Origin of the sequence: Corynebacterium sp. CNJ-954, assembly GCF_001942345.1 — a bacterium.
Lineage (GTDB): Bacteria > Actinomycetota > Actinomycetes > Mycobacteriales > Mycobacteriaceae > Corynebacterium.
Window position 1 is genome coordinate 114786 of sequence record NZ_MKKI01000043.1, and the last position, 26339, is coordinate 141124.

At 66.9% G+C, this 26339-nt stretch carries 20 protein-coding genes and 2 pseudogenes; 16 read left to right on the top strand and 6 right to left on the bottom strand.

What is annotated here, in order from left to right:
- Positions 1 to 147 precede the first annotated feature (147 nt).
- On the bottom strand, positions 148 to 576 hold the full coding sequence (locus BJF89_RS14500) for a hypothetical protein (RefSeq protein ID WP_075815801.1): 429 nt from the start codon (positions 574 to 576) through the stop codon (positions 148 to 150).
- A gap of 222 nt (positions 577 to 798) precedes the next feature.
- Between BJF89_RS14500 and BJF89_RS14505 the strand changes: the two genes are divergently transcribed.
- The 11 genes and pseudogenes from BJF89_RS14505 to BJF89_RS14550 all read left to right on the top strand — a co-directional run bounded on the left by BJF89_RS14505 (position 799) and on the right by BJF89_RS14550 (position 13534).
- Complete coding sequence (locus BJF89_RS14505; protein WP_139312093.1) at positions 799 to 1272, top strand: hypothetical protein; 474 nt, start codon at positions 799 to 801, stop codon at positions 1270 to 1272.
- Between the two features lie 27 nt (positions 1273 to 1299).
- Positions 1300 to 1833 (top strand): type II toxin-antitoxin system PemK/MazF family toxin, encoded by a 534-nt coding sequence (locus BJF89_RS14510; RefSeq protein WP_075815916.1) that lies wholly within the window; start codon positions 1300 to 1302, stop codon positions 1831 to 1833.
- A 39-nt stretch (positions 1834 to 1872) separates the two neighbouring features.
- Positions 1873 to 2541, top strand: coding sequence for an alpha-ketoglutarate-dependent dioxygenase AlkB (locus BJF89_RS14515; RefSeq protein ID WP_075815803.1), 669 nt, complete (start codon positions 1873 to 1875; stop codon positions 2539 to 2541).
- Positions 2538 to 3169, top strand: a pseudogene (locus BJF89_RS14520) (DNA-3-methyladenine glycosylase I). The gene BJF89_RS14515 and the pseudogene BJF89_RS14520 overlap by 4 nt, the downstream one beginning before the upstream one ends.
- 46 nt (positions 3170 to 3215) lie before the next feature.
- Positions 3216 to 4235, top strand: coding sequence for a hypothetical protein (locus BJF89_RS14525; protein ID WP_075815804.1), 1020 nt, complete (start codon positions 3216 to 3218; stop codon positions 4233 to 4235).
- A gap of 322 nt (positions 4236 to 4557) precedes the next feature.
- Positions 4558 to 4824: a 30S ribosomal protein S20 gene (rpsT, locus tag BJF89_RS14530; RefSeq protein ID WP_038549493.1), complete on the top strand. Its 267-nt coding sequence runs from the start codon at positions 4558 to 4560 to the stop codon at positions 4822 to 4824.
- A 283-nt stretch (positions 4825 to 5107) separates the two neighbouring features.
- Entirely contained in the window at positions 5108 to 6271 is a 1164-nt protein-coding gene (locus BJF89_RS14535; protein WP_075815805.1) for a Cmx/CmrA family chloramphenicol efflux MFS transporter, read from the top strand.
- Positions 6272 to 6337: 66 nt separating this feature from the next.
- Positions 6338 to 7549 (top strand): hypothetical protein, encoded by a 1212-nt coding sequence (locus tag BJF89_RS19740; protein WP_255372677.1) that lies wholly within the window; start codon positions 6338 to 6340, stop codon positions 7547 to 7549.
- Positions 7462 to 9111: a PD-(D/E)XK nuclease family protein gene (locus BJF89_RS19745; RefSeq protein WP_255372678.1), complete on the top strand. Its 1650-nt coding sequence runs from the start codon at positions 7462 to 7464 to the stop codon at positions 9109 to 9111. The genes BJF89_RS19740 and BJF89_RS19745 overlap by 88 nt, the downstream gene beginning before the upstream one ends.
- Positions 9108 to 12362 carry an exodeoxyribonuclease V subunit beta gene (locus BJF89_RS14545; protein WP_075815806.1) on the top strand — a complete coding sequence of 1085 codons (3255 nt, stop codon included), beginning with the start codon at positions 9108 to 9110 and terminating at the stop codon, positions 12360 to 12362. Before BJF89_RS19745 ends, BJF89_RS14545 begins: the two co-directional genes overlap by 4 nt.
- Positions 12359 to 13534, top strand: a complete 1176-nt coding sequence (locus BJF89_RS14550; protein WP_075815807.1) for an acyl-CoA dehydrogenase family protein — start codon at positions 12359 to 12361, stop codon at positions 13532 to 13534. The genes BJF89_RS14545 and BJF89_RS14550 overlap by 4 nt, the downstream gene beginning before the upstream one ends.
- On the opposite strand, the gene BJF89_RS14555 is transcribed toward BJF89_RS14550, so the two are convergent.
- From BJF89_RS14555 to BJF89_RS14565, 3 genes are all read right to left on the bottom strand, one after another.
- Positions 13518 to 15041, bottom strand: coding sequence for an NCS1 family nucleobase:cation symporter-1 (locus BJF89_RS14555; protein WP_075815808.1), 1524 nt, complete (start codon positions 15039 to 15041; stop codon positions 13518 to 13520). The genes BJF89_RS14550 and BJF89_RS14555 overlap by 17 nt on opposite strands.
- A gap of 191 nt (positions 15042 to 15232) precedes the next feature.
- Positions 15233 to 16627, bottom strand: a complete 1395-nt coding sequence (locus BJF89_RS14560) for an MFS transporter (RefSeq protein WP_083650864.1) — start codon at positions 16625 to 16627, stop codon at positions 15233 to 15235.
- Between the two features lie 154 nt (positions 16628 to 16781).
- Positions 16782 to 17999, bottom strand: a complete 1218-nt coding sequence (locus BJF89_RS14565; protein WP_083650868.1) for a helix-turn-helix domain-containing protein — start codon at positions 17997 to 17999, stop codon at positions 16782 to 16784.
- Positions 18000 to 18152: 153 nt separating this feature from the next.
- On the opposite strand from BJF89_RS14565, the gene BJF89_RS14570 reads away from it, so the two are divergent.
- Genes BJF89_RS14570 through BJF89_RS14590 form a run of 5 tightly spaced genes read left to right on the top strand, consistent with a single transcriptional unit; the run spans position 18153 to position 23289 of the window.
- Positions 18153 to 19856 (top strand): amidohydrolase, encoded by a 1704-nt coding sequence (locus BJF89_RS14570; protein ID WP_075815810.1) that lies wholly within the window; start codon positions 18153 to 18155, stop codon positions 19854 to 19856.
- The gene (locus BJF89_RS14575) at positions 19856 to 21130 is read left to right on the top strand and encodes a M20 family metallo-hydrolase (protein WP_075815811.1); all 1275 of its coding nucleotides are present in this window, start codon (positions 19856 to 19858) and stop codon (positions 21128 to 21130) included. The genes BJF89_RS14570 and BJF89_RS14575 overlap by 1 nt, the downstream gene beginning before the upstream one ends.
- Positions 21131 to 21165: 35 nt before the next feature.
- Positions 21166 to 21570, top strand: a complete 405-nt coding sequence (locus tag BJF89_RS14580) for a hypothetical protein (RefSeq protein ID WP_075815812.1) — start codon at positions 21166 to 21168, stop codon at positions 21568 to 21570.
- Complete coding sequence (locus BJF89_RS14585; RefSeq protein WP_075815813.1) at positions 21504 to 22187, top strand: alpha/beta fold hydrolase; 684 nt, start codon at positions 21504 to 21506, stop codon at positions 22185 to 22187. Before BJF89_RS14580 ends, BJF89_RS14585 begins: the two co-directional genes overlap by 67 nt.
- A 55-nt stretch (positions 22188 to 22242) precedes the next feature.
- Positions 22243 to 23289 (top strand): S9 family peptidase, encoded by a 1047-nt coding sequence (locus BJF89_RS14590; protein WP_075815814.1) that lies wholly within the window; start codon positions 22243 to 22245, stop codon positions 23287 to 23289.
- A gap of 12 nt (positions 23290 to 23301) precedes the next feature.
- Here BJF89_RS14590 and BJF89_RS14595 read toward each other — a convergent pair.
- Both BJF89_RS14595 and holA read right to left on the bottom strand, forming a co-directional pair.
- Positions 23302 to 25132, bottom strand: a pseudogene (locus tag BJF89_RS14595) (NAD(P)/FAD-dependent oxidoreductase).
- A gap of 225 nt (positions 25133 to 25357) precedes the next feature.
- A complete protein-coding gene (gene holA, locus BJF89_RS14600) occupies positions 25358 to 26338 on the bottom strand; it encodes a DNA polymerase III subunit delta (protein WP_075815815.1) in 981 nt (326 codons plus the stop codon).
- Position 26339: the final 1 nt, after the last annotated feature.

Genomic DNA, 26339 nt, shown 5'->3' on the forward strand with positions numbered 1-26339 from the left:
CACGGATCGCCGCAGCAGGAAGATATCAGGCCGAGTCTACCGTGCCGTGGTATGTGCGTTGGTGTCGTATCGGTGTCTTCCTGTAGGGGCCACCACTCATCCGACTCGTCCCACTACCCAATGAGCGCACGGTAAGAACCCATCGCGTCACCGCCGTCGGACGGCCAGCACCCCGCCAATAAGGGTGAACGCCACACCGCTCGTCCCTGCCAGTGCGGACACCCCGAAGGACAACGTCGAGGTCATCAACGCGGAGCGAACCGTCGACCCCTGGAGCGCGAGATCGCGGTTGGGGTCATCCATGTCGAGCTGCGCGTAGGTCTTGCCGTCGGTGGCCTCGAGAACGTGCCTCTTCACAGTTTCAGCCTGCGAGTACGCGCTCAGCGGACCGTCCACCCGGTCGCCGGCGAAGCGGTCAGCGTCGTCAGAGACCGTGATGTTCTCGTCGATGAGCTCGGCACGGACGGTGAACCAACCGAAGATGCCACCGATGAGGAACACGATCCCGATGACAGCGACGAGGAGTCCGGCGATGCGCGGGACGACAGGAGATTTCGGGGTACTCGGAGTGGTCATGACGGCCTTCCGGTGAGGGGCGCAGGTAGTTGACGTGACCATCAATACACGGGCAAGGCCAGCCTGTCTATAGTTCTATACGCAATCCCGCCGCGAATCCCTCTTCATTCCGATGCGCAGATGAGGATCGACCACCGCGGCAACAACCCGTCGACACTCCAGGTCGTACCCCTGGGGGTAAAAGGACGACCACGGCCCGAAGCCACGCCCTATTCTCAACTCATGACATTCCGGAAACTAACTTGTTTCGGCGTCGCTATCGGCGGTGCCGTGGCCCTCACCGCCTGCGGTGGAGAGACCGAAGCGGAGGTCGCGGCCCCCTCAACAATCACCCGCACCGTCACCACCACGGTCGACCACACCACGACAGTCACGGAGACCCCGGAAGACGAGCCAGAACCAACCCAGGCATCGAGGGAGATTCCGGAACCGGCTCCAACGAACACCAGAGCATCAGGATCGTCGTCGACAACGTTCGGGGCGGGGACGCAGCTGGTGGGCAGCGACGTCCAGCCGGGGACCTACCGGAACACGGCAACAGACGGCTGTTACTGGGAGCGACTGTCCGACACCAGCGGCGACTTCGAGGACATCATCACCAACGGATTCTCCGAGGGACAGAGCTATGTGACCATCGCGCCGACCGACATCGCCTTCAACTCATCGTTCTGCGGGACCTGGGAGCTCGTGGAGTAATCCGACCCCCGCGCTACAGTGGTCACCATGAATTCCGTACGGAATCCCCTGCGCCGGATGCTCGAGCGCTACTTCCACCACCGCGGCAGCATGGACGAGGGCTTGGCCGAGCTCCACGCCAATCTCGGCCTCGACCAGTCCTCCCACACCGAGACCGCCGTCCGCGCCGTCACCGTCACCACCCCCACCGAAGACCATGCCCGCCCGGTCATCTACGCCCCCGACATGGACGGGCAGGCCGACCCCGGCGAAGTCGTCTGGTACCACGTCCTGCCCAACCGCGAGTCCACCCCCGAGCTGCGCGCCTGCGTGGTCGTGGGCCGTAACCGCCACACGCTGCTCGGGATGCTCATCAGTTCTAACCCGGAGCACGCCGAGGACGACAACTGGGTCGCCATCGGCGCCGGCCTGTGGGACCCGCGGGGCAACGAGTGCTGGGCCCGCGCCGACCGCATCATCGAGATCCCCGAGGCCTCCATCCAACGCCGCGGTGTGTCCATGCCGGAGCGCCGTTACGACCGCCTCGCCAACGCCCTGCGCCGCAACTACGGCTGGTCCTGACCCCGCACCCCTCCCCCTCCAGCTACAACCAGAGACAGAATGACTGACCAACCCACACTGTTCGACCTTCACGCTCCCGCCTCCGACCTGCCCGACGGGGCCCACCACCGCTCCGCCTGGCTCGACAGCGCCCAACAACGCTGGATCCTCGCCCAGTACGCCGCCTGGGCCAAAGGCCCCGTCCCGCCGCACTCCCCGGTGATCCACGGGCACCCGATGAGCGTCTCCATGCTCTGCCTCGGCTGGCACTGGACGCCCGGCCGCTACACCCGGCGCGCCGTCGACGTGAACAACGCCCCCGTCCTGCCCGTACCGGACTGGCTGGTCGAGCTGGGGCGTCGTGCGGTGGCGGAGACCACCGGTGACGCCGCGCTCGCCGCGTCCTACACCCCGGACGTCGCCCTGGTGAACCACTACCTTGATGCGGCGAAGATGGGGATGCACCGTGACGCCGACGAACGCTCGGATGCTCCAGTGGTCTCCCTGTCCATTGGTGACACCTGCCGGTTCCGCTTCGGCAACGCCGAAACCCGCAACCGCCCCTACACCGACCTGTGGTTGACCTCCGGTGACCTGTTCGTCTTCGGCGGACCCGCCCGACAGAACTACCACGGCGTGACCAAGGTGTACCCCAATACCGCCCCCTACGAGCTGGAGATCCACGGCCGGTTGAACATCACGCTGCGTCAGACGGGGCTGAAGGGATGAGCGCCCTGGTGACCGGGCCGGACGGGTTGGCACGCCCCGCATGGGCGGAGTCGTCCGACCTGCTGCGCGACTACTACGACACCGAGTGGGGTGTACCGGTCACCGATGAACGTGGACTGTTTGAACGCATCAGCCTGGAGGCGTTCCAGTCCGGGTTGAGTTGGGCGACGATCCTGCGTAAACGTCCCGCCTTCCGCGCCGCCTTCGCCGGCTTCAACCCGGACGTGGTCGCCGGCTTTGGTGAGGCGGAGTACGACGCCTGATGCAGGACGCCGGGATCGTGCGCAACGCCCGCAAGATCCGGGCGACGATCACCAATGCGCGAGCCACCGTCGCCCTGCGGGGACGTTACGGCGCGGACACCGGGTTGGCCGAGTTCGTGTGGTCGTTCCGCCCGGAACGCACGCCACTCCCCGAGCGTATTGAGGACGTCCCGACCACCTCACCGGAGTCTGTCGCACTGTCGAAGGCGCTGAAGAAGGAGGGGTTCGTGTTCGTCGGCCCGACGACCATGTTCGCCCTGATGGAGGCCGCTGGGCTGGTCGACACCCACCTGACCGGCTCACACCGGCGCGGATGCTCCGGGCTGTGGGACGCCGACGGGAAAAGTACCGGAGATCCCTGGTAGACACGTGTACTATCGTCTGCAAAACAGGAAGGCAGGCGAAGACACGATGACGAAAAGCATGACCCCCTTCGAGGCCCTCGAGATCGAGATGTGGAGCCTCCGCAACGCCCGGGAGCGCAACGCCACCGTCCCCGTCCTGCTCGACTTCGCTGTGCGCCAGCGCGAGCTGCCGTTGGCCGACGCCGTCGAGGCGACGATGCAGATCTTCCGCCGGTACCGGGCACGCTACCGTCACAACGCCCCCACCACCGCGCGCACCGCCCGTCTCGTGCCGGAGATCGAGGCCTACTCCAACGGTTACCGCGCCGCCGACGGTGCCGCGCGTGTCTCACTGTCGGAAACCTACGTGCTCGACATCGACCTCATCGCCGATATCGAGGACTCCGGCTACCGGCAGAACGAGACTCCGATGCTCGCCACGGAGGACGTCTGGCCCACCCTCGTCCACCGTCTGCACAGCATCGGCATGGTCGTGGAGATGCAGGACGATCCGGCACAGGTCGAGCGCACCGGCCCCTTCACCCTCAACGTGCACACCGCACTGCCGGGCACCGTCCCGCCGGTGGACGTGGACACGTCCTCGGCGTGGTACGTGCTGCGTATCGCCCCGGAGCTCGGCGGCCCGGGCGCCGCCGAGGCCCTCGCGGTGATTGCGGAGGTGCTGGGCCACATCTTCCTGGCGCACGCCCCCCAGGTCTGGTCGGATCCCCGTACGTGGTCGGACAGCGCGATGCCATGGCCGCCAGACATGCCCACCACGAGTCACTGGTGGCTGCCGTCCCGCCTGGTGGACCCGGACCTGCTGACCAGCCGTCACTTCACCGAAGTGCAGGCGCAGGAGGCGATGACGGCGGGCATGGTGGCGTTCGCTCGGGCCGGCCTGATTCCCCACCTCCCGGATTCGGGCGCCCTGGGCGCGGTGGACCGGTTGCCGAAGGAGTTCCGGTGGCGTGCGGTGATGGACGCCGCCGCGGAGATCGAGGCGATGCTCACCGGAGCCATGCCGCAGCGCATGGTGTACCCGCCGGCGGACGACCGGCGGACCCGCGACCTGAATGAGCCGTAACTGTTCGGGAGGACTCCGGGCACCTGGCAGAGGTAACGGCCCACTGGCAGAGCACCTGGTCGGATTCTGCCGCTAAACCGCCCGTTGCCTCTGCCAGTGCGCCCGCAGGTCTGCCACCACCACAGCGACCGCCCTGATACGCCTGAATTTCTACCCTCCCCGCCGAACTGGTAGTGTTCGTCAGGTTGACCCGCGACCACTCGCGGCGTGTGCACCGCAACCGGCAGGACCTTGGGCCGGTTGTCAGAGACCGTGCGCACGGCTCACCCGGGTGGAAGTGGCGAACGATCACCGATTCACCGTTCAGAAAGAGGTAAGCCCCATGGCTAACATCAAGCAGCAGAAGAAGCGCGTCCTCACCAACGAGGCCGCACGCAAGCGCAACCAGGCTGTCCGCTCCCGCCTGCGCACCGAGACCCGCAAGTTCGAGGCTGCCGTCGCCGCCGGCGACAAGGATGCCGCTACCGCACAGCTGCGCATCACCAACCGCCTGTACGACAAGGCTGCCACCAAGGGTGTCATCCACAAGAACAACGCGGCCAACAAGAAGTCCGGCCTCGCTGCCCAGCTGAACAAGCTCGAGGGCTAATCCCGCCTTCTCCAGCGAGAACGACCCCGCTCCCGGTTCACACCGGGTGCGGGGTTTCTGCTGTATTGGACCTTCCCTCGCCGAGGGGTGTGCTCCTGCTGTAGAGTCCCGGACATGTCGAGTCCCGAATCAGACAGGTCAGGGGCTGCCGTTCACACCGTCAGCCCCTGAATCCACGATTTTCCGACCCCGCCACCAGGCGCGGGGCATTCCAGGTATGCCCAGGGTTGCTGACCGTAGTGACGAGAAAATCACCTGCTGATCTCTCACTTCGGAGTACTCGATGCCTTTCGCTCTCTACATGCTTGCCCTGGCAGTTTTCGTCATGGGCACCTCAGAATTCATGCTTGCCGGGCTCATCCCGGACATCGCAACCGATCTCGACGTCACTGTCGGAACAGCCGGGTTACTGACCTCGGCCTTTGCCATAGGAATGCTCATCGGTGCGCCGGTAATGGCGGCCTTTTCCCGCCTCTGGCCAGCCCGACAGACTCTCCTGACCTGTCTCTTCGCATTTGCTGTATGCCACATTGTCGGTGCAGTCACCACGTCATTTCCGGTCTTAACCGTCACGCGCGTCCTCAGCGCGTTTGCCAACGCCGGATTTCTCGCTGTGGCGCTCAGCGCAGCAACGGCACTCGTGCCAGCCGACCGCACGGGGCGTGCCGTGGCGATCCTCCTGTCGGGTTCAACGATCGCCACAGTTGTCGGTGTTCCTGCTGGCGCCGTCCTCGGCGCTGAGCTGGGGTGGCGTTCCACATTCTGGGCGGTCAGCCTGCTGTGTATACCTGCCGTCATAGGCGTCATCCGAAGTACTGGCAGCGGGGCTACGGCAGGTTTCAGCCGAGGCCCGTTGCCTGACCTGCGCGGGGAACTCGCCACGTTGGCGTCGCCGCCGCTTCTCCTGACCATGACACTCGGCGCTCTGATCAACGCCGGCACCTTCGCTGCTTTCACGTTTCTCGCCCCAGTGGTGACCCGCACCGCTGGCTTAGGCGACGGCTGGGTGCCGGTAGCGTTGGCGCTGTTCGGTCTCGGGTCGTTCCTCGGTGTCACAGTTGCCGGTCGTATCGCAGACGCACAACCTGGTCTTGTCGTCGTGGTCGGAGGCCCACTGCTGCTCGCCGGATGGGGTTTGACTGCTCTCGCTGCACCGATTCCGGTCGTACTGCTTCCCATGGTGTTCGTCCAGGGGTTCTTGTCCTTTGGCGTGGGGAGCACACTGATCACCCGTGTGCTCCATGCTGCCTCGTCGGCACCGACCATGGGCGGGTCCTATGCGACAGCGGCACTGAACGTCGGTGCCGCCGTCGGACCCTTCCTCGGCGCAGTGGCCTTCAACCTGAGTGCGGCTCCCCCTTCTCCGGTGTGGGTCGCGGCCGCATTGACCTTTATCGCACTTCTCGTCCTGGCCGTGTTCAGACGGGATCTGCCCGCGAGACCTTGAACTGCAACGTAGATTGAGCGAACACTCAGGGTTTTCATGTCCGACCCGACCGCTACCCTGTAGGACATGCACATCACCTTCGGCTGGGGCTTCGACGGCGCCCGCTGGGTCGACCCCGCCACCACCACGTCGGGCAGTCTCGGAACAGTGACGACCGGCCCGCACCAACTCACCGACATCCTCGCCACCCGGCTGGCGCTCTCCGCACCGGAATGCGACGCACCGATGCGTATCGCGGCCTACCGGTCCGTGCTCGGCCGGGTACTGGAGACCAGCGACCAACATGCCTGGCCAGTGGCGAGTTTCCGGGCCGACCCGTGGACCGTGGCGCGGGAGCTGTTGTCCTGGCGCGACAGACTGGTCAGTGCGGGTTGGGGCGGGACAGCCCCCACGGCTGACATGCCCCACCGCCTACGGGTGCTCAGCACTGTCGAGAAGAACCTGGACGGCGAGCCCGGCTGGTCACCGGGTCCTGCCGATGTTCTGCGCCAGGTCGATCTCACCCTCGCTCATCTCGTCGACTCGGGTGACTCCTGGCCGCTGGGGATCGACCGGATAGATCTCGACGGCCAGCTTGCCGACCTGTCTCCCGTCTGGACGCGGATCCTGGGAAGCCTGCGAAGCCTCGGCGTCGAGCTCCACGAGCTCCCGGCTCCGAAGCCCCTGGATGCACTCACACTGATCACCTCAGACACAGTGTGGGATGCAGCACCGGTTGCGGCCGGCCACCTCGCCGACCTTCGCGACACGTCCACCCGGCACACCGTTATCGCCGGTACCTCCACGTCCCTGCTGGACCGGGAACGCGTGCGCATCGGCCACCCGCCCCTCGGCGTCGCCAGCCGGCAGGCGTCCTCCTACTCCCAGGTGATCCCACTGTACCTGCGGGCCATGACCGCCCCGCACGACATCCACGCCCTGGTCGGTCTACTGAACACCAGTATCACCGTCGACGAGAAGACCACGCCGCTCGTCCCCGGACCCCTGCGCAGCCGCCTGATCGGTGCCCTCAACGAGCAGCCCGGCGTCGGCGGCCCGGCCTGGGACGCTGCGGTGTCCGACGCTCTCGCTGCCAGCGCCGACCACCCCGGCACGGCCCAGAAGATCACCGACTTCGACACCCTCATCCGGCACCGTCCCCTCTCCGACGACAACGGGTTCGACACCGCCGACGTCGCCTTCCACCTGGAATGGCTGCAACGCCAGTTCACCTCGCAGGGCGTGGGCAGTCGGTCTCCTCCGATGTCGGAAGCAGAATCGCCCCGCTGCGCGAACTGATCAGCCTCCTCGGCGAACGCATCTCCTCCCGTGAACTCGACCAGGTCATCGCCGAGTTCACCGGCACCGGCGGCATCAGCGTCCAGGCCGGCGCCGATGACCTCGCCGACGTCGTCACCGATCCCGCGCACCTGGGTACCGGCAGTGCTCAAGTCGTCTGGTGGCTTCAGGTGGACGATGCAGCCGCGCCCCGCGACACGGTTCGCCCCGATGAACTCGAATGGTTGACAGCCAACGGCGTCGACCTGCCCGATCCCGAGGCCGACGCCCGCCTCACGCTGGACTCCCAGCTCCGCGCTCTCCGCCGTCGCCGGAACGTCACCGCGCTGACCGTGGACACGATCAACGGGGAATCCGCCTCGCAGCACCCCGCCCTGACCTTCCTCATCGACGACCTGCACCGGCAGGGCCGTGAGCCGGTCACTCTTTCCGGCGACCTCCCCGAGGAACACCGGAGCCTCCCCGTGCCAGTCAGCATCGACGTCCCGGACCCGGTCTCCCGCAGCCTGACCCCGGGAGAACACCTCCTGCCCACCCGCATCAGTTTCTCCCAGTGGGAGAAGCTCCTGGTGCACCCGCTGGAATGGTTGCTGGAACGTCGTCTCGGTATCCGGGCCGGCGGTCTCGCCACGATCCCGTCCGGTAACCAGATGGTCGGCACCTGGCTGCACACCGTCGTCGAGAACATCGTCAACCGGCACCTCGACGCCGATGCTGACACCGACGCTGACACCGACGGTGCGGTGACGATCCCCGCCGACCACGGCGAGATCGCTGCCGAACTCCGGCGACTGCTCCCCTGGTACGCCGCCGAGCTGCAGATGCCGGGACACAGTCGTGAACTCGGCACGACCCTCGCGCTGGCCGAACAGTCCATCGCCGGGCTGTTCACCACCCTCGCCGACGCCGGAATCCGCATCCGCGCCGTCGAAGCCTCCTTCACCACCACCCTCACGGGAAGTCACGGTGCCGGGGGCGACCTCGAACTCGGCGGTCTGCGGGACATGGACGTGATCATGGCGGACGGAACACCCGGCGTGATCGACCTGAAATACACCTTCGCCAGGAAGAAGTACCGGGACGCCGTGCAGGACGGTACCGCACTCCAGCTCGCGGTGTACGCCGCCTCCGTCGCCGACGAGTACTCCCTGCACCATCTGGCCGATGTCCCCGTCGCCTACTTCAACCTGCGCGACAACCAGCTCGACACCACCGACGAACGCTTCGGGGCACCCGAGACGCTCTCCGTCGACCCTTCCGAGACCGGCGCCTCCGACACCGATGAGCTCTGGAACCGCGCGGTCACCGGGCTCAACCACATCCTCGACGACCTCCGTACCGGGCGCGTCACCGACCTCGGCAACCTGGTCATCCAGGAGGACTGGCAGGCATGGGAGAAGCCGAAGAAGGGCACCTCACCAGCTTCCCCCTATGACGAGGACACCACGACGCGCTACACCGACGATCTCCGTGAGGCGCGCACCACCGGATTCTTCCCGGAGAAGAACGCCATCTACACCGACTACCCGCTGATCACCGGCGCCCAGGGGGACTTCTCATGACGACGTGGACGATCATCAAAGCCTCCGCCGGCTCCGGGAAAACCTACCGGCTCACCGAACTGCTCACCGAGCGGCTCCGCCGGGTCGACGCCGACGGCAACCACCCCTACCGTCCCTCGCAGATCATCGCCACGACCTTCACGCGAGCCGCCGCCGCAGAGCTCAAGGAACGCATCCGCGGTACCCTCGTCGAGGACGGGCTACTCGAGCAGGCAGCCGCCCTGCCCACCTCGCTGATCGGCACCGTGAACTCGGTGACCGGTCGGATCCTCACCGATTTCGCGATGGACGCCGGACGCTCCCCCGAACTCTCCGTCCTCACCGAGCAGTCGCAGAAGGACGCCTTCCGTCTGGCCACCGACCGCATCATCGCCGACGCGGAGACCACCCACCGGGACCTCCTCGCCCGGACCGGTTACGACGATGACAGCGACGGCAGCTACTTCAGTTCCGGCATCAACTGGGCGAAGACGGTGCACACCGTCACCGAGCAGGCCCGCGCCAACGACATCGACGCCGACCAGCTCACCGGATTCGCCGACACCAGTATCCGGGAGCTTCACGTCGCACTCGACAGTGCGGTCAACGCCGACAATGGCTCTGGTGCCGCGGAGGACCAGAACCCCGTCGACACCCGGGCGTTGCTGGCCGGTGCCGCCCAACGGATCCCGGACCAGCTGCGCGCCGACATCGAGGCCGGTCTGATCGCGAAACGATCGGCCGGCAGCCTGCAGAGCAGGTTCGCCGATCTCGACCGTTTCGCCCGCCGCGTCCGGCGCGAACGGCACAGCATCCCGTGGAAGGACTGGCTGCGCACCGCCGAGGGCAAGGTCCCCGGCGTCGACAGCCCGACCAAGCCGATCAAGGAAGCCTACGGCAGCATCGTCAGCACCGATGACATCGCCGCCGACCCGGATCTGCGGTCGGACCTGGACGCCCTCATCCGTCTCGTCTTCGACACCGCCGCCGCCTGCCTGGAGGCTTATGCGGACTACAAGAACGCCCTCGGGCTCATCGACTTCACCGACCAGGAGCAGCTCACCCTCCGGCTGCTCCGCGGCGAAGGCGTCGACCCCGCCACCACCGACGCCTTGCGCACCACACTCGCCGACCGCTACCGCATCCTGGTCGTCGACGAGTTCCAGGACACCAGCCCCCTGCAGCTCGCACTGTTCACCGAACTGGCCGGACTCGTCGACGAGGTCATCTGGGTCGGCGACCCCAAACAGTCCATCTACGGGTTCCGCGGCTCCGACCCGGCCCTCATGGACGCCGCGGTGGAGACGATCACCGACCCCGACGGGGTGAACGGCACCTCGGAAACCCTGTCACACTCCTGGCGTACCCACGCCGCTCCGCTGGGGCTGTCGAACCGACTGTTCAGTCACCTGTTCCCTGACCAGAACGTGACCCTCACCGTGCCCGACCACCTGGCAGAAGAACGTTCCGGGGGAGCCACCGTCCTGTGGACGCCCACCGAGGGGGCACGGAAGAACAAGGACACCTGGTACGCACGGATCGCCTCGGGACTCCTCGCCCTTGAACGGTCCGAGGGTGTCCCCGACAAGGGCCGGGCGGTTCTGGTGCGCAACAACACCCACGCCGCGGAACTACGCGCAGAACTTCGTCGACGAGGCATCCCCTGCAGCGGTGGTGGGACACCACTGTCACAGACCCGGGAAGGCCAACTCGTCCGCGCCGCGATCGCCTGGCTGCTGGATGACCGCGACACCCAGGCCCTCATCGAGTTGATCACCTTCCTCAGCGAACATCCCGCCCACACCTCCTGGTTCGACACCCTCACCGCGCTCACGACCCGCGAGGAGCGGTGGGAGGTCCTCGGCACGTGGTCGCAGGACGAGTCGCTAGCGCCCCTGCGGCAGTTGCGGCCCGTGCTCTCTGAGATCCCGGTCTCCGACACCGTCAGCGCGGTGATCGACGCACTCGACCTGCGCCGACGCATCGCGACGTGGACGGACCCGACCGAACGTACCGGCGCTGTGCTGGGCCTGTTGCGAACAGTGGAGGACTACGTCTCCGAAGCGGACTCCAACAGACAACCCTCCACCCCGGCCGGGTTCCTCGACCACCTCGCCTCCGAGGACGCGGTCTCCACCCCGACCGCATCTCCCAGCGCGGTGTTCGTCGACACGATCCACCAGTCCAAGGGGCTGGAGTGGGACACCGTCGTCGTGGCGTTGCCGGATGTCCGTGACAGGTTCACCCCCGCCGGCGTCTGGGTCCAGTCCACGACCCCACTGACCATGGAGGCACCGCTGGCCGGGCGTGAGATCCGGTTCTGGCCGGCGACGGTCACCGGCATCGGCTCAGTGAAGGATCTGCTCGCCGAGGTGGATGCCCAGGCCGAGCGTCGCCATGCCGACATGATCGAAGAGCAGCGTGTCCTCTATGTCGCGCTCACCCGGTCGCGCACGCGCACGGTCCTCGCCCCGTACTCGGGCGTCGGGAAGTGGAGGCCACTCGTCGACACCGGTCTGCAGGAAGAACAGCTCATCGACCTGCTCGACTGCCCCGTCCGGGCCATTGACACGGCGGACACGACGGACGCCGCTGCTGCCGAATCAGCGACCACAGCGTCACCAGCGCCGCGTGCAGCCGTGCTCGATAGTCGCCGGGCGCTGACCGCCGAGCCGCAGGAGAATCTGCCCGCCACGTTCGCCCCCAGCGGTGTGCAGGCCGAGGAACACCTCCTCGCCTCGGCCTCCGTCAGTGAAATCGCCGACCTCGGTGACGCCCTGGTCAGCGGTGGCGGTGAGGAGTGGAACAAGGTCGGTGACTGCATTCACGCCTACCTCGCCGCCCCGCTGGAGCACCTCACCGAGTCACAGAAGCACGCCGCAGCGTCCCGTCTGGTCGACACCTGGCGGGTCGGCGACCACGTCACCGCCGAACAGGTCACCACCGCCGGTGAGCGCTGGACCGCCTGGCTGAAGGACGCGTACCCCGGCGCCGTCAGCAGCACCGAAGTGCCGTTCGCCTGGTCCAATCCCGTCCATCAGCGGGCGCAGGGTTGGCTGGACCAGCTCCTGACACTGCAGGACGGCACGCGGGTCATCGTCGACCACAAGACGTACCCTGGCAAGGACCCTGTCGGTCATGTCCGCACGGCCTACATCGGCCAGATGGACACCTACCGGCAGGCTCTCACCGACATCGACGGCCGTCCACCAGCGGCCATCCTCATCCACCTGCCTCTGCTCGGCACGATTCTGGAAGTGACCTTCGCATGACCACCACACCACTCGGCCTGATCCAGGCCGACAGTCTGCTCACCGACGACGAACGGCTCCTACGCGACACCGTCGCCGACTTCGCCAGCCGCGAGCTCAGCCCGAACATCACCGGCTGGTACGAGGACGGCGCCCTCCCGGTCGGCGAACTCGCCCCGAAGCTCGGTGACCTGGGCGTCCTCGGTATGCATCTGGACGGTTACGGGTGCGCCGGTGCCTCGGCCACCGAATACGGGCTGGCCTGCATGGAGATCGAGGCGGTGGACTCAAGCCTACGGTCTCTGGTGTCGGTGCAGGGCTCTCTGGCCATGTTCGCCATCCACCACTGGGGCTCCGCGGAGCAGAAGGAGCATTACCTGCCCGGCATGGCCGCAGGCACCACCGTCGGGTGTTTCGGGTTGACCGAACCCGACGCAGGCTCCGACCCCGCCAACATGCGCACCCGCGCCACCCGGGACGGCGACGACTGGGTCCTCAACGGCACCAAGATGTGGATCACCAACGCCCCCGTCGCCGACGTGGCCGTCGTCTGGGCCCGGACCGAGGACGGCTACGCCGGCTTCATCGTCGACACCGACACCGAGGGGTTCAGTGCCCCGGAGATCACGCGCAAACTGTCGCTGCGCGCCTCGGTCACCGGTGAGATCGTGCTCGACGACTGCCGTGTCCCCGACTCGCAGCGACTCCCCCACGTCCACTCACTCCGCGGGCCCCTGACGTGCCTCAACGAGGCCCGGTACGGCATCATCTTCGGTGCCCTCGGCTCCGCCCGCGATGCGCTGTCCACGGCACTGGACTACGTGTCCACCCGCCAGGTCTTCGACAGCCCGCTGAGCTCGTTCCAGCTGACCCAGGCGAAACTGGCGGACATGGCCGTCGAACTCGACAAGTCCTTCCTGCTGGCCCTGCAGCTCGGGCGACTGAAGGACGCCGGCGAGCTCAAACCCCACCAGATCAGCGTCGGCAAGCTGAACTCCACGCGCATCGCCCTGGAGATCACCCGCGAATGCCGCACCCTGCTGGGTGCCTCGGGCATCACCCTGGAGTACTCCCCACTACGCCACGCCAACAACCTCGAGTCGGTGCTGACCTACGAGGGCACCGCGGAGATGCACCAGCTGACCATCGGCCAGGCCCTCACCGGCGAGCAGGCGTTCAGGAACCGGAGTTGACCGACGCAGCCGCCGCCCGTGCCCGGGAGGCCTCACCCAGCATCACCAGGTAGTACAGCAGACCACCCAGCGCTGCCCCGATGATCCAGGCGAACCCGGACAGATCCTGCAGAGCCGGTACCCACACCGTGAGCACCGCGAACACCGCCGCGACGCCCACCGCCGCCAGCCCCTTCAGGTTCCAGCCCTTGCGGTAGTAGTACGGGCCGTCCTCGTCGAGGGTGAATGTGTCGCGCAGGTTCACCCGCTTACGTCGGATCAGGTAGTAGTCCACCACCAGCACGCCGTACAGCGGGGCGAGCACGGCACCCAGGGTGTCCACGAACGTGGGCAGCCCGATGTCGTCGATGACCGCCACCCACAGTGCGCCGATGACGAATCCGAGCGCGGCGGTGATGACTCCGCCCATCCGGAAACTGATCTTCGACGGCGCCATGTTCGCCATGTCGTAGGCCGGCGGGATGAAGTTCGCCACCAGGTTGACGCCCACCGTCGCCACCAGGAACGTCACCGCCGCGATGATCGACAGGACCACCGAGTCCGCCTGACCCACGATGTCCGACGGGTTGTCCATCGGGGTGCCCTGGCCGTCCTGGAACACCACGTACGCGCCGGCGGTGATGAACAACGCCAGGAACGTGAAGAACGCCAGTGAGAGGGGCAGTCCGGTGAAGTTGCCCAGCTTCATCGACCTCTCAGACGTCGAGAACCTGGAGAAGTCACCGAAGTTGATAATCACCGCGGAGAAGTACGCCACCATGGTGCCGACGACCCCGACGAAGGCGGACACCGTTGCCCAGCCGGTGACGTCGTCACTGTTGAAGATCGACCCGACCGCGGGGAGCATCTCGGAACCCGCACGCACCCAGATCACCACGAGCAGCACGACCATGACCACGTACACCGCCGGACCGGCGAAATTCAGGAAGCGGGTGATGGCGTCGATCCCCCTGCTGAACAGGGCGACCTGCAGGACAGCGACGATCACGTAGGAGATCCAGGACACCGCGTTCATCCCCAGGAACTCGCCGGACTGCGGCGAATCGAATGCCGCGTTGATCGCCAGGGCCACCGCAGTGGAGGCGAAATAGGTCTGTGCGCCGTACCAGAAGATCGCGACGATCCCGCGGACCAGTGCGGGGAACCGTGCCCCGAGCACCCCCATGGACATTCTGGCCATGACCGCGTACGGCACGCCGAGTTTCACGCTCGGGGCACCGGACAGGTTCACCAGCCAGTTGACGATGGCTCCGGCGAGGATGATCGCGGCGAAGACGTACCATCCGCTGATACCGGCGCCGATGAACAGGGACGCGGCGAGGGTGTAGCCGGCGAGTGACTGGACGTCGTTGGTCCAGACGTTGAAGATCTCGAAGGCACCCCACTTGCGGTGCTCCTTGGCGATCGGGGCGAGATCCGCGTTGAACAGCGCGGGATCTGCGGTGGTGGCGTCGATGTCGGTGATCGGGATGCTTGGGTCGGTACCTGGGTCGTCAGTGTCGCGCATGGGGTCCGCCGGATCTGTCGTCGTAGGGACTTTATCGAGAAACCACCCTAGACCACGGGTTATGACCCAGCACACATTTCTTGCGGGTGAACCCACGGACCACATGGCCGGACAGTCGCCTACCTGCGTTCAACCGCCGGGGTCGACGGCGACGGGGGTGTCCCCAGGGGTGGCCGTCCTGCGGTGTGACGTCAGTGTCCGTGCGCCGAGGTCACGACGACGTCGTCCGTGACGCGCCACCGTTCACCGATGAATCCGCCCGCTGCGGTGATCAACGAGATCACGGCGAGGATGGCGATGGCGGGGGTCGAGGACGGTTCGTCCTGCAGCCCCATCAGCGCTGTGGCGATGAACGGCAGGAAGCCGGTGATCGCCCCGGCAAGGTTGTAGCCCAGAGAGACGCCGGTGTACCGCAACCGCGCGGGGAACAGCTCACTGAGCAACGCCCCGGTGACGGAGTAGGAGATGGTCAGCACACCGATTCCCAGCGAGATCGCCATGGTGATGGCGGCGATGTTGCCGGTGTCGATCAGCATGAACAACGGCCAGGCGGCAAGTGCGGTGACGATACCGCCGAAGGCGACGACCTTGCCGGGACCGAACTTCTCGGCGACGCGACCGAAGATCAGGACGACGACGATCTGCACCACTGCGGCGACGAGTGTCGCGTTGACGACCGGCTGGCGCTCGACGCCCAGTGTTCCGGTGGCGTAACTGACGACGAATGTGTTCATCACGTAGAACCCGCCCACACCGAGGAGGGCGACGCAGATGGCCACGCACAGCTGTCGCCAGCCGGAACGGAAGACGTCGAATGCGGAGGTCTTCGGCTGGTCATCGTTCTCCATGAGCTGGGCGAACACCGGCGATTCCTCGACCTGCAGGCGGATGAGCAGGGCGATGCCCAGCAGCGGGAAGGCGGCCAGGAACGGCAGACGCCAACCCCAGGCGTCGACGGAGTCGGACGGCAGCAACAGCACCAGAGTGAACGCCGCAGAAGACAACAGGGTGCCGACCGGCGAACCGAGCTGCACCATCGCCGCATAACGTCCGCGTTTCTCCGGCGGGGCGTGCTCGATGGCGATCGTGGTCGCGCCACCCCATTCGCCGCCGACGGCGACACCCTGCAGCAGGCGCAGCAGGGCAAGCAGAATCGGTGCGGCGAGTCCTACGTCGGCGAACGTGGGCAGGACACCGATCACTCCGGTTGCGGTGCCGATGGCGATGATGCTGATGATCAGCGTAGGTCGGCGTCCCACCCTGTCACCGAGCAGACCGAACAGGAACGCACCGATCGGCCGGGCGACGAAACCCACACCGAACGTCGCGAAGGACGCCATGGTGGCTGCGAGCGCATTGAGGTCGGTGAAGAACAGGTGGTTGAACACCAGTGCTGCGGCGGTTCCGAACAGGAAGTAGTCGTACCACTCCAGGGCCGTGCCGACGAACGCCGCGCGGGCGATACGTGACACGTCTTTCGCGCTGACTTCGACAGCATCGGTAGCGTCGGTACTTCCGGTGCTGCCGGGTGCATGCGCGGTCGCCGTGGTGGGCCCGGCTGAACCGGGAGTGTCGTCATGGGCCACAGAACTTCTCCTCTTCTCGGGGGACGGGTGCGAGCGTAAACAGCACACGGCACCACCAGTGAGGGCTGTCACATAACGTTGTCAAAGCGGTGGACACCACCCTGCCGTCGTTGTGCAGATGCCCAACAGACGTGCCCCGTGACCGACGAACCGGTCACGGGGCGACGGGCAGGAGCAGTTGGACGATGCCCGCGTCCGCCGGGCGGGTGACGTCAAGGCCGGTGACCCTGGCGAAACTGTTCAGTCGGTTGACCACGGTGTTGCGGTGGCAGTACATCGCAGACGCCGTGGCCTTCACCGTCCCGGTGCCCAGGAACGTCCGCACTGTGGGAACAAGTTGATCCGATCCATCCTGCACCAGTTCCTCGATCGCTGCGCCCTGCTCCCTGAGGAAACCGGGGACCATGCGGCCACGGATGTGCCGCAGCACGGTACCGGGAAGCAGGTCGGTGTACGGGTGCAGCCGCGAGAGTTCGGGGTGGGAACGCAGCATCTCCACCGCTCCGCGCGCCGTCACCCGTACCGCCGCCAGCCCCTGCACTCCGCTGAACAGCACACCGGCACATCCGCCGATCATGGTGTCCAGGGGCTGCGCCTTGTCCGGAGGACGCAGCACGGCCAACGTCGGGCCGATCTCGTGGCCGAAGAGCGTGCCGTCGGCGAGCTCGTCTCCGATCGTCCGCCGCACGGCACCCACATGTTCCGGCGGGATCAGCGCCAGCTCATAGGTCGCATCGACGTCCACCCCCAACCCGGTGGCGACGTCCCCGAGGACATCGGCGTTGACGGGCCCCTCGGCGAACAACCGCGCCAGGTGCCGTTGGTTGGCGATACTGACGTTCTGGGCGATCCTGGCGGTCTCACGGATGAACTCCTCACGCACCGAGAACGAATACCGGTCGACCACCACGTGCACACGCTCGACATGGTTGATCAGCACGCCCATGCGTTCCTCGCCGGCATGCAGACGGAGCCGACGCCAGAGCACCGGGAAATCCAGCTGTACGGCATCCACCAGGTCCTGCATCGCCACGCCCTGCCGGGCACGAAGGCGTCCGAGGCGACGTGCGATGAGATGACGGTCGGGTGCGCCCAGGGGTGACCGCAGACGGTCGATGAGAAAGACGAAGGTCTCCGCCGCAGACTCCGCGAGGTCCTCCCGGTTCACCAGGTCCCCGGAGTAGAGCCCGGACGACAGCAGTTCAGACAGGAACTCCTCGACGAGCAGCGGGACCTCCTTGTCCAGTTCATCGACAAGGGCAAGCCACTCGCGGTCGTCCCCTGCAACGGCCGGGGCGCCCACTGCGCCGGACGGCTCAGGCGACTCAGACGGTTGAGACGATCGAGTCGGTCGAGACGATTCGGAGTGCATGTGCACAACCCTACGCCGCCTGACACCGGCAGAATCACACTGACAGCACCGGGATGCCCCATGCGCCGGGGACGGCGACCTACGGTGCTGTGGAACACACCGATCCCCCGGGCAGCAGCTCCTGCCCCGCGACACCGCGAGGTGACTTCCTTTATGCCACTGCGTCCCGACACCCTCATCGAGAACGCCACCATCATCACCGGCGATCCGGACCGGCCCTACGCCAGTCGTGTCGGGCTGTGGAACGGGGTGATCCTCGGCGTCGACGACGACCTCGACCGCTTCACCGGCGCCGCCTCCCCCGTCCACGTGATCGACGCCGGTGGCGCGACCCTCCTGCCCGGATTCAATGACGTCCACGCCCACAGCGTGTGGTTCGGCCAGACGCTGATGGAGGTCGACCTGGGGTCCTGCGAGACCGCAGCGGACGTCTACCACGCCCTCGCCGACCGGGTCGAGACGACCACCGCCGCCTCCGACAGCGACGACTGGATCATCGCATCTAACTTCCGGCCCCTCGCATTGCAGGACGGCCCGTTGCGGATCGACCGGTTGGACGAGACCGGCGGTGGACGCCCGGTCATCATCAAGCACAACTCCGGGCACGCCCTCACCGTGAACTCTGAGGCACTGCGTCGGGCGGGTATCGCTCCGGAGCATCCGGACCAGCCCGACGGCGGTGAGATCCGGGTCGACGAGCACGGCCGTCCCACCGGCCTGTTGGACGAGAACGCGATGCGGCCGGTGCAGGCCCTGCTGCAGCCGGAGTCCGAGGGCCTCATCACCCGCGCCCTCGACCTCGCCACGTCCCGGTACGTGTCAGAGGGGTTGACCTCGGTGACCGACGCGGGCATCGCCGGTGGGTGGATCGGGCACAGTCCCCGGGAATTCGGCGCCTACCAGGCAGCACGCGACAAGGGGCTGCTGAGCACGCGGATGCAGACGATGGTCACCATCGACGCTCTGCACGACGTGGCGGGCGCTCCGGAGGACGCGACGGTACGGTCACTGTCTGCCGGGGTGCGCACCGGCGTCGGTGATGAGTGGCTCCAGATCGGCCCGGCGAAGATCTTCACCGACGGCTCCTTGATCGGCTCCACCGCCGCCATGTCCGAGGACTACCACCACTGCACCCACCACCGCGGATACTTCCAGGGCGACCCGGGGATGATGCGGGACCATGCCCTCGAAGCAGCCGCCGGAGGCTGGTCACTGGCCATGCACGCGATCGGGGACGCCGCCGTGGACTACGCCGTGGACGTCATCGGCGAGGCGCGACGTCGTTTCGGGCCACCCCGCATGCCGCACCGCATCGAACACGGTGGTGTGGTCCGCGACGACCAGCTGACGGCCATCGCGGGTGTCGACGCGGTACTGGTCCCCCAACCACGGTTCATCGCCGAGTTCGGCGACGCGATGAGCGACAAGCTCGGGCCCGACCGCAGCCTGCTGTCCTACCCTGCCCGGCGGGTCCTCGACGCCGGTGTCGTCCTGCCGGGCAGTTCGGACCGTCCGGTCGCCGGCGGGGCGCCGCTGTCGGTGATCCAGGCTTTCGTTGAACGCTGCACCGAATCCGGTCAGGCCTACGGCCCCGCCGACCGGATCACCGCCGCCCAGGCCGTGCACGCGTACACCGTGGGGTCTGCGCAGACCACCGGCTGGTCCGGACGCAAAGGCCAGATCATCCCCGGCCAGCTCGCCGACCTGGTGGTTCTGGACCAGGACCCGACCGATCCCGGTGTCGACCCTTCCCAGATCGCCGACATTCCCGTGCTCGCCACGGTGGTGGGTGGCGAAACTGTCTTCGGCGACAAGCACTGGGACGCCCGGCCACCAGCACAGAAGGAGACACTCTGATGAGCACACGTGAGACCGCTGATTCCCCGTCCACACCGGCCACCGCCGGTTTTCTCGAGGACTTCGCCGCCATGTCCACCTTCGGCGCCACCTCCGGCGGGGGCATCGACCGGCAGGCGGCGACGCCGGACGACCGCGCCGTCCGCGCATGGTTCACCGGGCAGGTGACACGTCGCGGAGGACGGGTGCAGTTCGACGAGATCGGCAACCAGTTCGGGCTCTTCGAGCGCACCTCCGGCGCACCGTACGTCCTGGTCGGCTCGCACATGGACTCCCAGCCGTTGGCCGGTCGTTTCGACGGCTCCTACGGAGTCCTCGCCGGACTGCACGCGGTGTCGGCGCTCGTCGACGAACCACACCCCTCACGCAGCGGCGACGTCAACCTCGCAGTGGTCAACTGGTTCAACGAGGAAGGATCCCGGTTCTCCCCGTCGATGATGGGAAGTTCCGTGTACACAGGGTCGTTGGAGCTCGCCGAGGCGCTGGCCTCCACCGACCATGCCGGAGTCACCGTGGCGGACGCGCTCGCGGAGGCCGACTGGGCACCGGTCGTCACGCCCCCGGAGATCGCGGCGTACGCCGAGATCCACGTCGAACAGGGACGTGTCCTCGAGGACACCGGCACCACCGTCGGGTTGGTGTCCGCCACCTGGGGAGCCAGGAAGTTCCGGGTCACCGTGCACGGTGAGCAGGGACATACCGGGTCAACCCTGATGTCCGACCGGCGGGACGCACTGTTCGGCGCTTCCCTGGTGATCGCCGCGGTGCGCCGGATGACCGATGAGGTTCCTGCGGGTTCGTTGCAGGCCTCGGTGTCGCAGATGGTGGTGGAGCCCAATTCCCCGGTCACCATCGCCCGGGAGGTGACGATGAACCTCGACCTGCGCTCCCCCGACACTGACGTCCTGGAGTGGGCGGAGACCCGGGTGGCCGAGGCGATCGCGGCGGCGGAAGACGAGGCGCATGTCCGGGTGGACCAGCAGTTGACGCACCAGTGGGCGTTGAACCCCTATCCCGCAGAGGGCGTCGCCCTGGCAGGTGAGGTCGCCCACGACCTTGGTTTCAGTCACCGCGAGATCTACACGGTGGCCGGCCACGATTCGACGAATATGAAGGAGAAGGTCCCGACGGTGATGCTGTTCGTACCCAGTGTCGAGGGGATCTCCCACAACGAGGCGGAACTCACCCGGGACGACGACATGCTGGCAGGGGTGGAGGTGCTCACCGAAGTCGTCCGGCGTCTGGCGGAATCAGTACACTCCGGTGGAAACTGACCGACACTCAAGACAGCCACAGGGGAGGGCCACCGGTGACACCGCGGATCCAGTGCACGATCAGAACCGTCGCCGTCCTGGCTACGTCGGTCCTCGGCACCGCGGCGCTCTCAGGCTGCGGTGACGGTGAAGCCAGCGGAGGCGGCCGGGGCGAGGGCACACCGGTCACCGCTGCAGACGGCCTGACGATTGTCGAGGACGCCCCGGACGACGAGACCGACGAGCACTTCGTCGAACGGATCATCTATCCCGTCGGCCCGGACGGCAGTGGCGAACCGAATCCGGAGGAGAACTGGGCGGATCTCTACCTGCCGACCGGCGCCGGGCTGGCTGACGCCAGCGTGCCGCTGGTGGTGTACATCCAGGGCACCGGGTGGAACGGTGGCGCCCACGGCGCCAGCCATGTCCCTCCGACCTGGCGTCCCGCGGTGTGGCGGTGATCAACATCGAGTACCGGGGTGTCAAGGAGGGCGCCGGCTGGCCGAAGACGTTCGAGGACGTCGCCGCGGCCCTGGACCACGTCCCGACCATCGGCGAGCACTATCCGCAACTCCGTGTCGGGGACGCGACCGTCGTCGGGCACAGCGCCGGCGGGCAGCTCGCCGCATGGGCCGGCTCCCGCGACGATCTGGGCGACGACGAGGTCGGCGCGCATCCGGCGTTCACACCGACACGGGTGGTGTCCCTGGCCGGGCCGTTGGACCTTATCCGGGCCGCGAACACCGGCGACGACAATATCGTCAAGGCGATGAAGGCACCCCCGGAGGAACTGCCCGAGGAGTACGACAGCATCGACCCGATCAGGAACATCAACCCCGAGGTCGCCGTGGTCGCCGTCCACGGCACCGATGACACGGTCGTACCGCAGAGAAACTCGAGACGGTACGTGGAGGCCGCCCTCGACGCTGGCAGTAGCGCCGAGCTCGTCCTGCTCGACGACGAGGATCACCTGTCATTCCTGAAACAGGACTCGACGCACTACGCGCAGGTGCTGGACATCATTCAGCAGACCGCCACGCTCCCCCACGACGCCCTGGACGGCGACCGGTTCGACTGACCTCTCGCTAAGCTCAGAGCCATCTGCCCCCGTCACCGAGAGGAGACCGTCCGCCGTGAGTATCTCACCGTGCCGCGTCCTATCTGTCCTGGCCACCGTCGCACTCACCGGTGCACTGGTGTCCTGCGGCGACGACGGCAGTTCCCGAGGTAACTCCGACGGCGGGCACTCCTCACCACCGTCCGGCACCATCGAACTGGACGGTGCGACGGTCGTCCCCGATGTTCCCCGCGACGAGGTGGCCGACGGTTTCGTGGAACGTTTCGTCTACCCGGTCCGTGAGGGCACGCCGGATCCCACGCAGAACTGGGCCGACTTCTACCTGCCTGACGGTGAGCACGACGAGGACACCGTCCCGCTGGTCGTGTTCATCCACGGCGGAGCATGGCACGGTGGCGCTCCCGGTTCACGGCACATCGCCGCTGATCTGGCCTCACGCGGGTTGGCGGTGCTCAACGTGGAGTACCGCGACGTCAGCGAAGGCGGCGGCTGGCCACAGACGTTCACCGATGTCGCCGACGCCCTGGACTACATCCCCTCCATCGACGAGCGGCACCCGGAGATCACGATCGACGACGAGACCGTCGTCGGGCACAGCGCCGGCGCCCAGCTCGCTGCCTGGGCCGGAACCCGCGGTGACCTGGAGACCGGCACGCTCGGGGCGGACCCGAAGTTCACGCCGAACCGCGTGGTGTCACTGTCCGGCCCACTGGACCTGGTGTGGGCCGCCGAACACGGTGACGACAACATCGTCAAAGCCATGAAGGGCACGCCTGCCGAGTTGCCGCAGCGCTACGACAGCATCGACCCGATCCAGAACATCAACCGGCACATCCCGGTCGTCGCGGTGCACGGGACCGCGGACACCCTCGTCCCACCGGCGAACTCGCAGCACTACGTCGACGCCGTCACCCGCGACGGAGGCAATGCGAAGCTTGTCATGCTGCGCGACGAGGATCACACGTCATTCCTGAAGAACTCGTCGAGGCATTACAGCCAGGTGCTGGAGATCATCCACCGCGTGACCACCCTGTCCCACGAGGAGCTCGGCAACCGGCTCGACGGCGGGACCACGGAACTGGCCGAGGAGAAAGCCCGGTAAGCGCCCGCACCCTCAGGAGGTGTGGTGCACCGGCGCGAGCTTGTACACCGGGGTGTCCAGCCCCTCATGCCGGGCGGCGAGCTGCAGGGCCAGGTAGCGCGAATAGTGACGCCCCTGGTGCAGGTTGCCACCCATGAACCAGAGGTTCTCCTGCTGGGTCGGCTTCCACATGTTGCGCAGTTCACCCTCCCACGGGCCCGGATCCTTGGCGGTGTCGGAGCCCAGACCCCAGCACTTGCCGACCTTGTCGGCGACCTCCGGGCTGATCAGCATCTCGGCCCAGCCATTCATCGACCCGTAACCGGTGGCCAGCACCACCACGTCGGCCTGGAGTTCGGTGCCGTCGGTGAGCACCACACCGTCGGCGGTGTAGTGGTCGATGCCGACGCCACTGTGCAGTTCGATCGTTCCGTCGGCGACGAGTTCGGACGCGCCGACGTTGATGTAGTAGCCGGAACCGCGCCGCAGGTACTTCAGGAACAGGCCCGACTCGTCCTCACCGAAGTCGAGCATGAAACCGGCGTCCTCGAGCTGGCGGTAGAAGTCGGCGTCCTCCTCCCTCACTGCGTCGAAAGCCTGTTTCTGCCCGATGGGCAGCAGTTTGTACGGCCAGGAGGCGAAGAGCATGTCGGCGGTGTCGGTGTCGATGCCGGATTCGACCGCTTCCTCGGAGAACAACGGGGAGGTGACGTGCTTGATGAATGCGTTGGAGTTCACGATGTGGGTCGACGAGCGCTGGATCATCACCGGGTGCGCGCCGTTGTCGTGCAGGTCCTTGCAGATGTCGTGGGCGGAGTTGTTCGCCCCGAGGACGACGACCCGTCGCCCCTTGTCCGTCTCGCCACCGGGGTGCTCGGAGGAGTGCCGGATCTCGCCGCGGAAGTCCTCCTCCCCGGGAAGGACGGTTTGTTCGGCACACCGGACATACCGGTGGCCAGAACCAGTTGGGTCGGGTTGAGGACGACCTGCTCGCCGTCGCGGGAGACGACGACCTCCCAGGTGCCGGTCGACTCATCGTAGGACGCCCGTTCACAGGTGGTTTTCGTCCAGTAATCCAGGTCCATGATCCCGGTGTAGTGCTCCAGCCAGTCCCCCATCTTGTCCTTCGGGGTGAACACCGGCCAGGTCGAGGGGAACGGCAGGTACGGCAGGTGGTCGTACCAGACCGGGTCATGCAGGCACAGGGAGTGGTAACGCCCGCGCCACTGGTCACCGGGGCGGTCGGACTTCTCCACGACCAGGGTGGGCACACCCTGGTGCTTGAGGCGTGCAGCCAGGGCGATGCCACCCTGTCCTCCACCGATGATCAGGACGTAGGGCTGGTCCTCGTAGCCGAGACGTTCCTGCCGTTGTGCCCGCTTGTCCGCCCAGTTGAGTTTCTCTGCGTCCGGGCCGTGCTCGACACCTTTGGGGCGGTTGCGCCCCTTGGGCTCGGGGCGTGCGACGAGTTCCCTGGCCGAGGTCAGCAACGTCCAGATCTTCCCCTCGCGGAGACGGACAATGGCGCGGGCCTTGAACACCGGAGTGGTGAAGGTGACGGTGCCGCGGGTGACTCCGTCACCCTCGTCAGTGGCGTCTTCGACGCTGAGGTCGGTGGCACCGATCCGGTCGTTGTTCTCCCGGACCAGCTCGGCGATGGCGTCGGCGCTTCGGCGGTGTGCAGGTTCCAGGTGAAGACGACGAGGTCGCGCCAGAATCCGTCGGGTTCGAACAGTGCGGAGACGGCGTCCGCTGCGGCATCGGGGTCAGTGGTGTTGAGCGCGTCGGCGAAGGTGGTGAGCCAGTCCGTGACCTGCCGGTCAAGGTCTGTGGTGGTGGCGTTCGCGGTGGCGGTCTCGGTCATGGACCGTTGTCCTTTCGTTCGCGGAGTCTGGAGAGCGAGAAAACGCGTCGGCCCGGTGTGCGGTGGATCACACCTGACCGACCCCGACAACGGTAGGAGCACCGACAGTCCCTGACGACTGCACTGGAAACATCATTGTGCGGGCATAAGATCTTCCGCGCACATGACCCACGTCATGCCGTCAGCCACCCCCGCCCCACGGATCCCCACGGGGGTGGCCGCATCTCACCCCCGTGCGAGGGCCGCGATCCGTCGGACGGCGTCCTCCACCGCCCACTCGGCGTCAGCGGCATGCCCCTTGACCCCCGCATCCAACTCGGCGACGATCTGCACCGCGGCCGCCACCGAGGACGCCTTCCAGGCACGTGCCGAACGCACCGTCTTCTCCAGCTTCCACGGCGGCATCCCGTACTCCCCCGCCTGCTGGCGAGGGTTCACACGGGCACCGTGAACTCGGGCGATGTCACCGACCATGCCCGACAGGGCCGAGGCCAGCAGCACGGGATGCACGCCGAGCTGCAGCGCCCGGCGCGCTGACCCCAGCGCCTGGTCCGCCCGCCCGGCGATGGCCAGGTCAGCGACGTCGAAACCCGAGACTTCCGCGGACCCCTGGTAGTAGCGGTGCACGGTCTCCTCGGTGACGTGGCCGTCGGTGTCGGCGACGAGCTGGCTGATCGCGCTGGCCAGCTCCCGCAGGTCGGTACCGACGGAATCGAGGAGTGCAGCGGTGACGTCCGGGGTGACCCGCACCTTGTGGTCACGGAACTCCTGTTCCACGAAGCTCTGCCGTTCCCTGCCTTTGAGCTCCGCAGCCGAATGCACCTCGACAGCACCTTTCGGCCCTTTCTTCGGCAGACTGGTCACCAGTGACTTCTGCCGCCCTTTACCGGTGTGCTGCAGAATCAGCACCACGCCGGGGGCGGGGTCGGACACGGCCATCTCGATCATGGCGACGGAGTCCTTCGCCGCCTCCTCGACACCGGTGACCACCACGATGCGGTCCTCGGCGAACAGTGACGGGCTGAGCAGTTCGGCCAGTTCACCGGCGTTGAGCTCAGAGGTTTTGCGCATGTCGACCGGCAGATCGTCGATCCCGGCGTGGGCGCGGGTCGCGGCGACGATGCGGTGACGGGCCCGTTCGGCCAGGAAGCTGTCGGCACCGACGATGAGGTTCACCGGGGCCGGTGGACGGGAACTGGTTGCCATG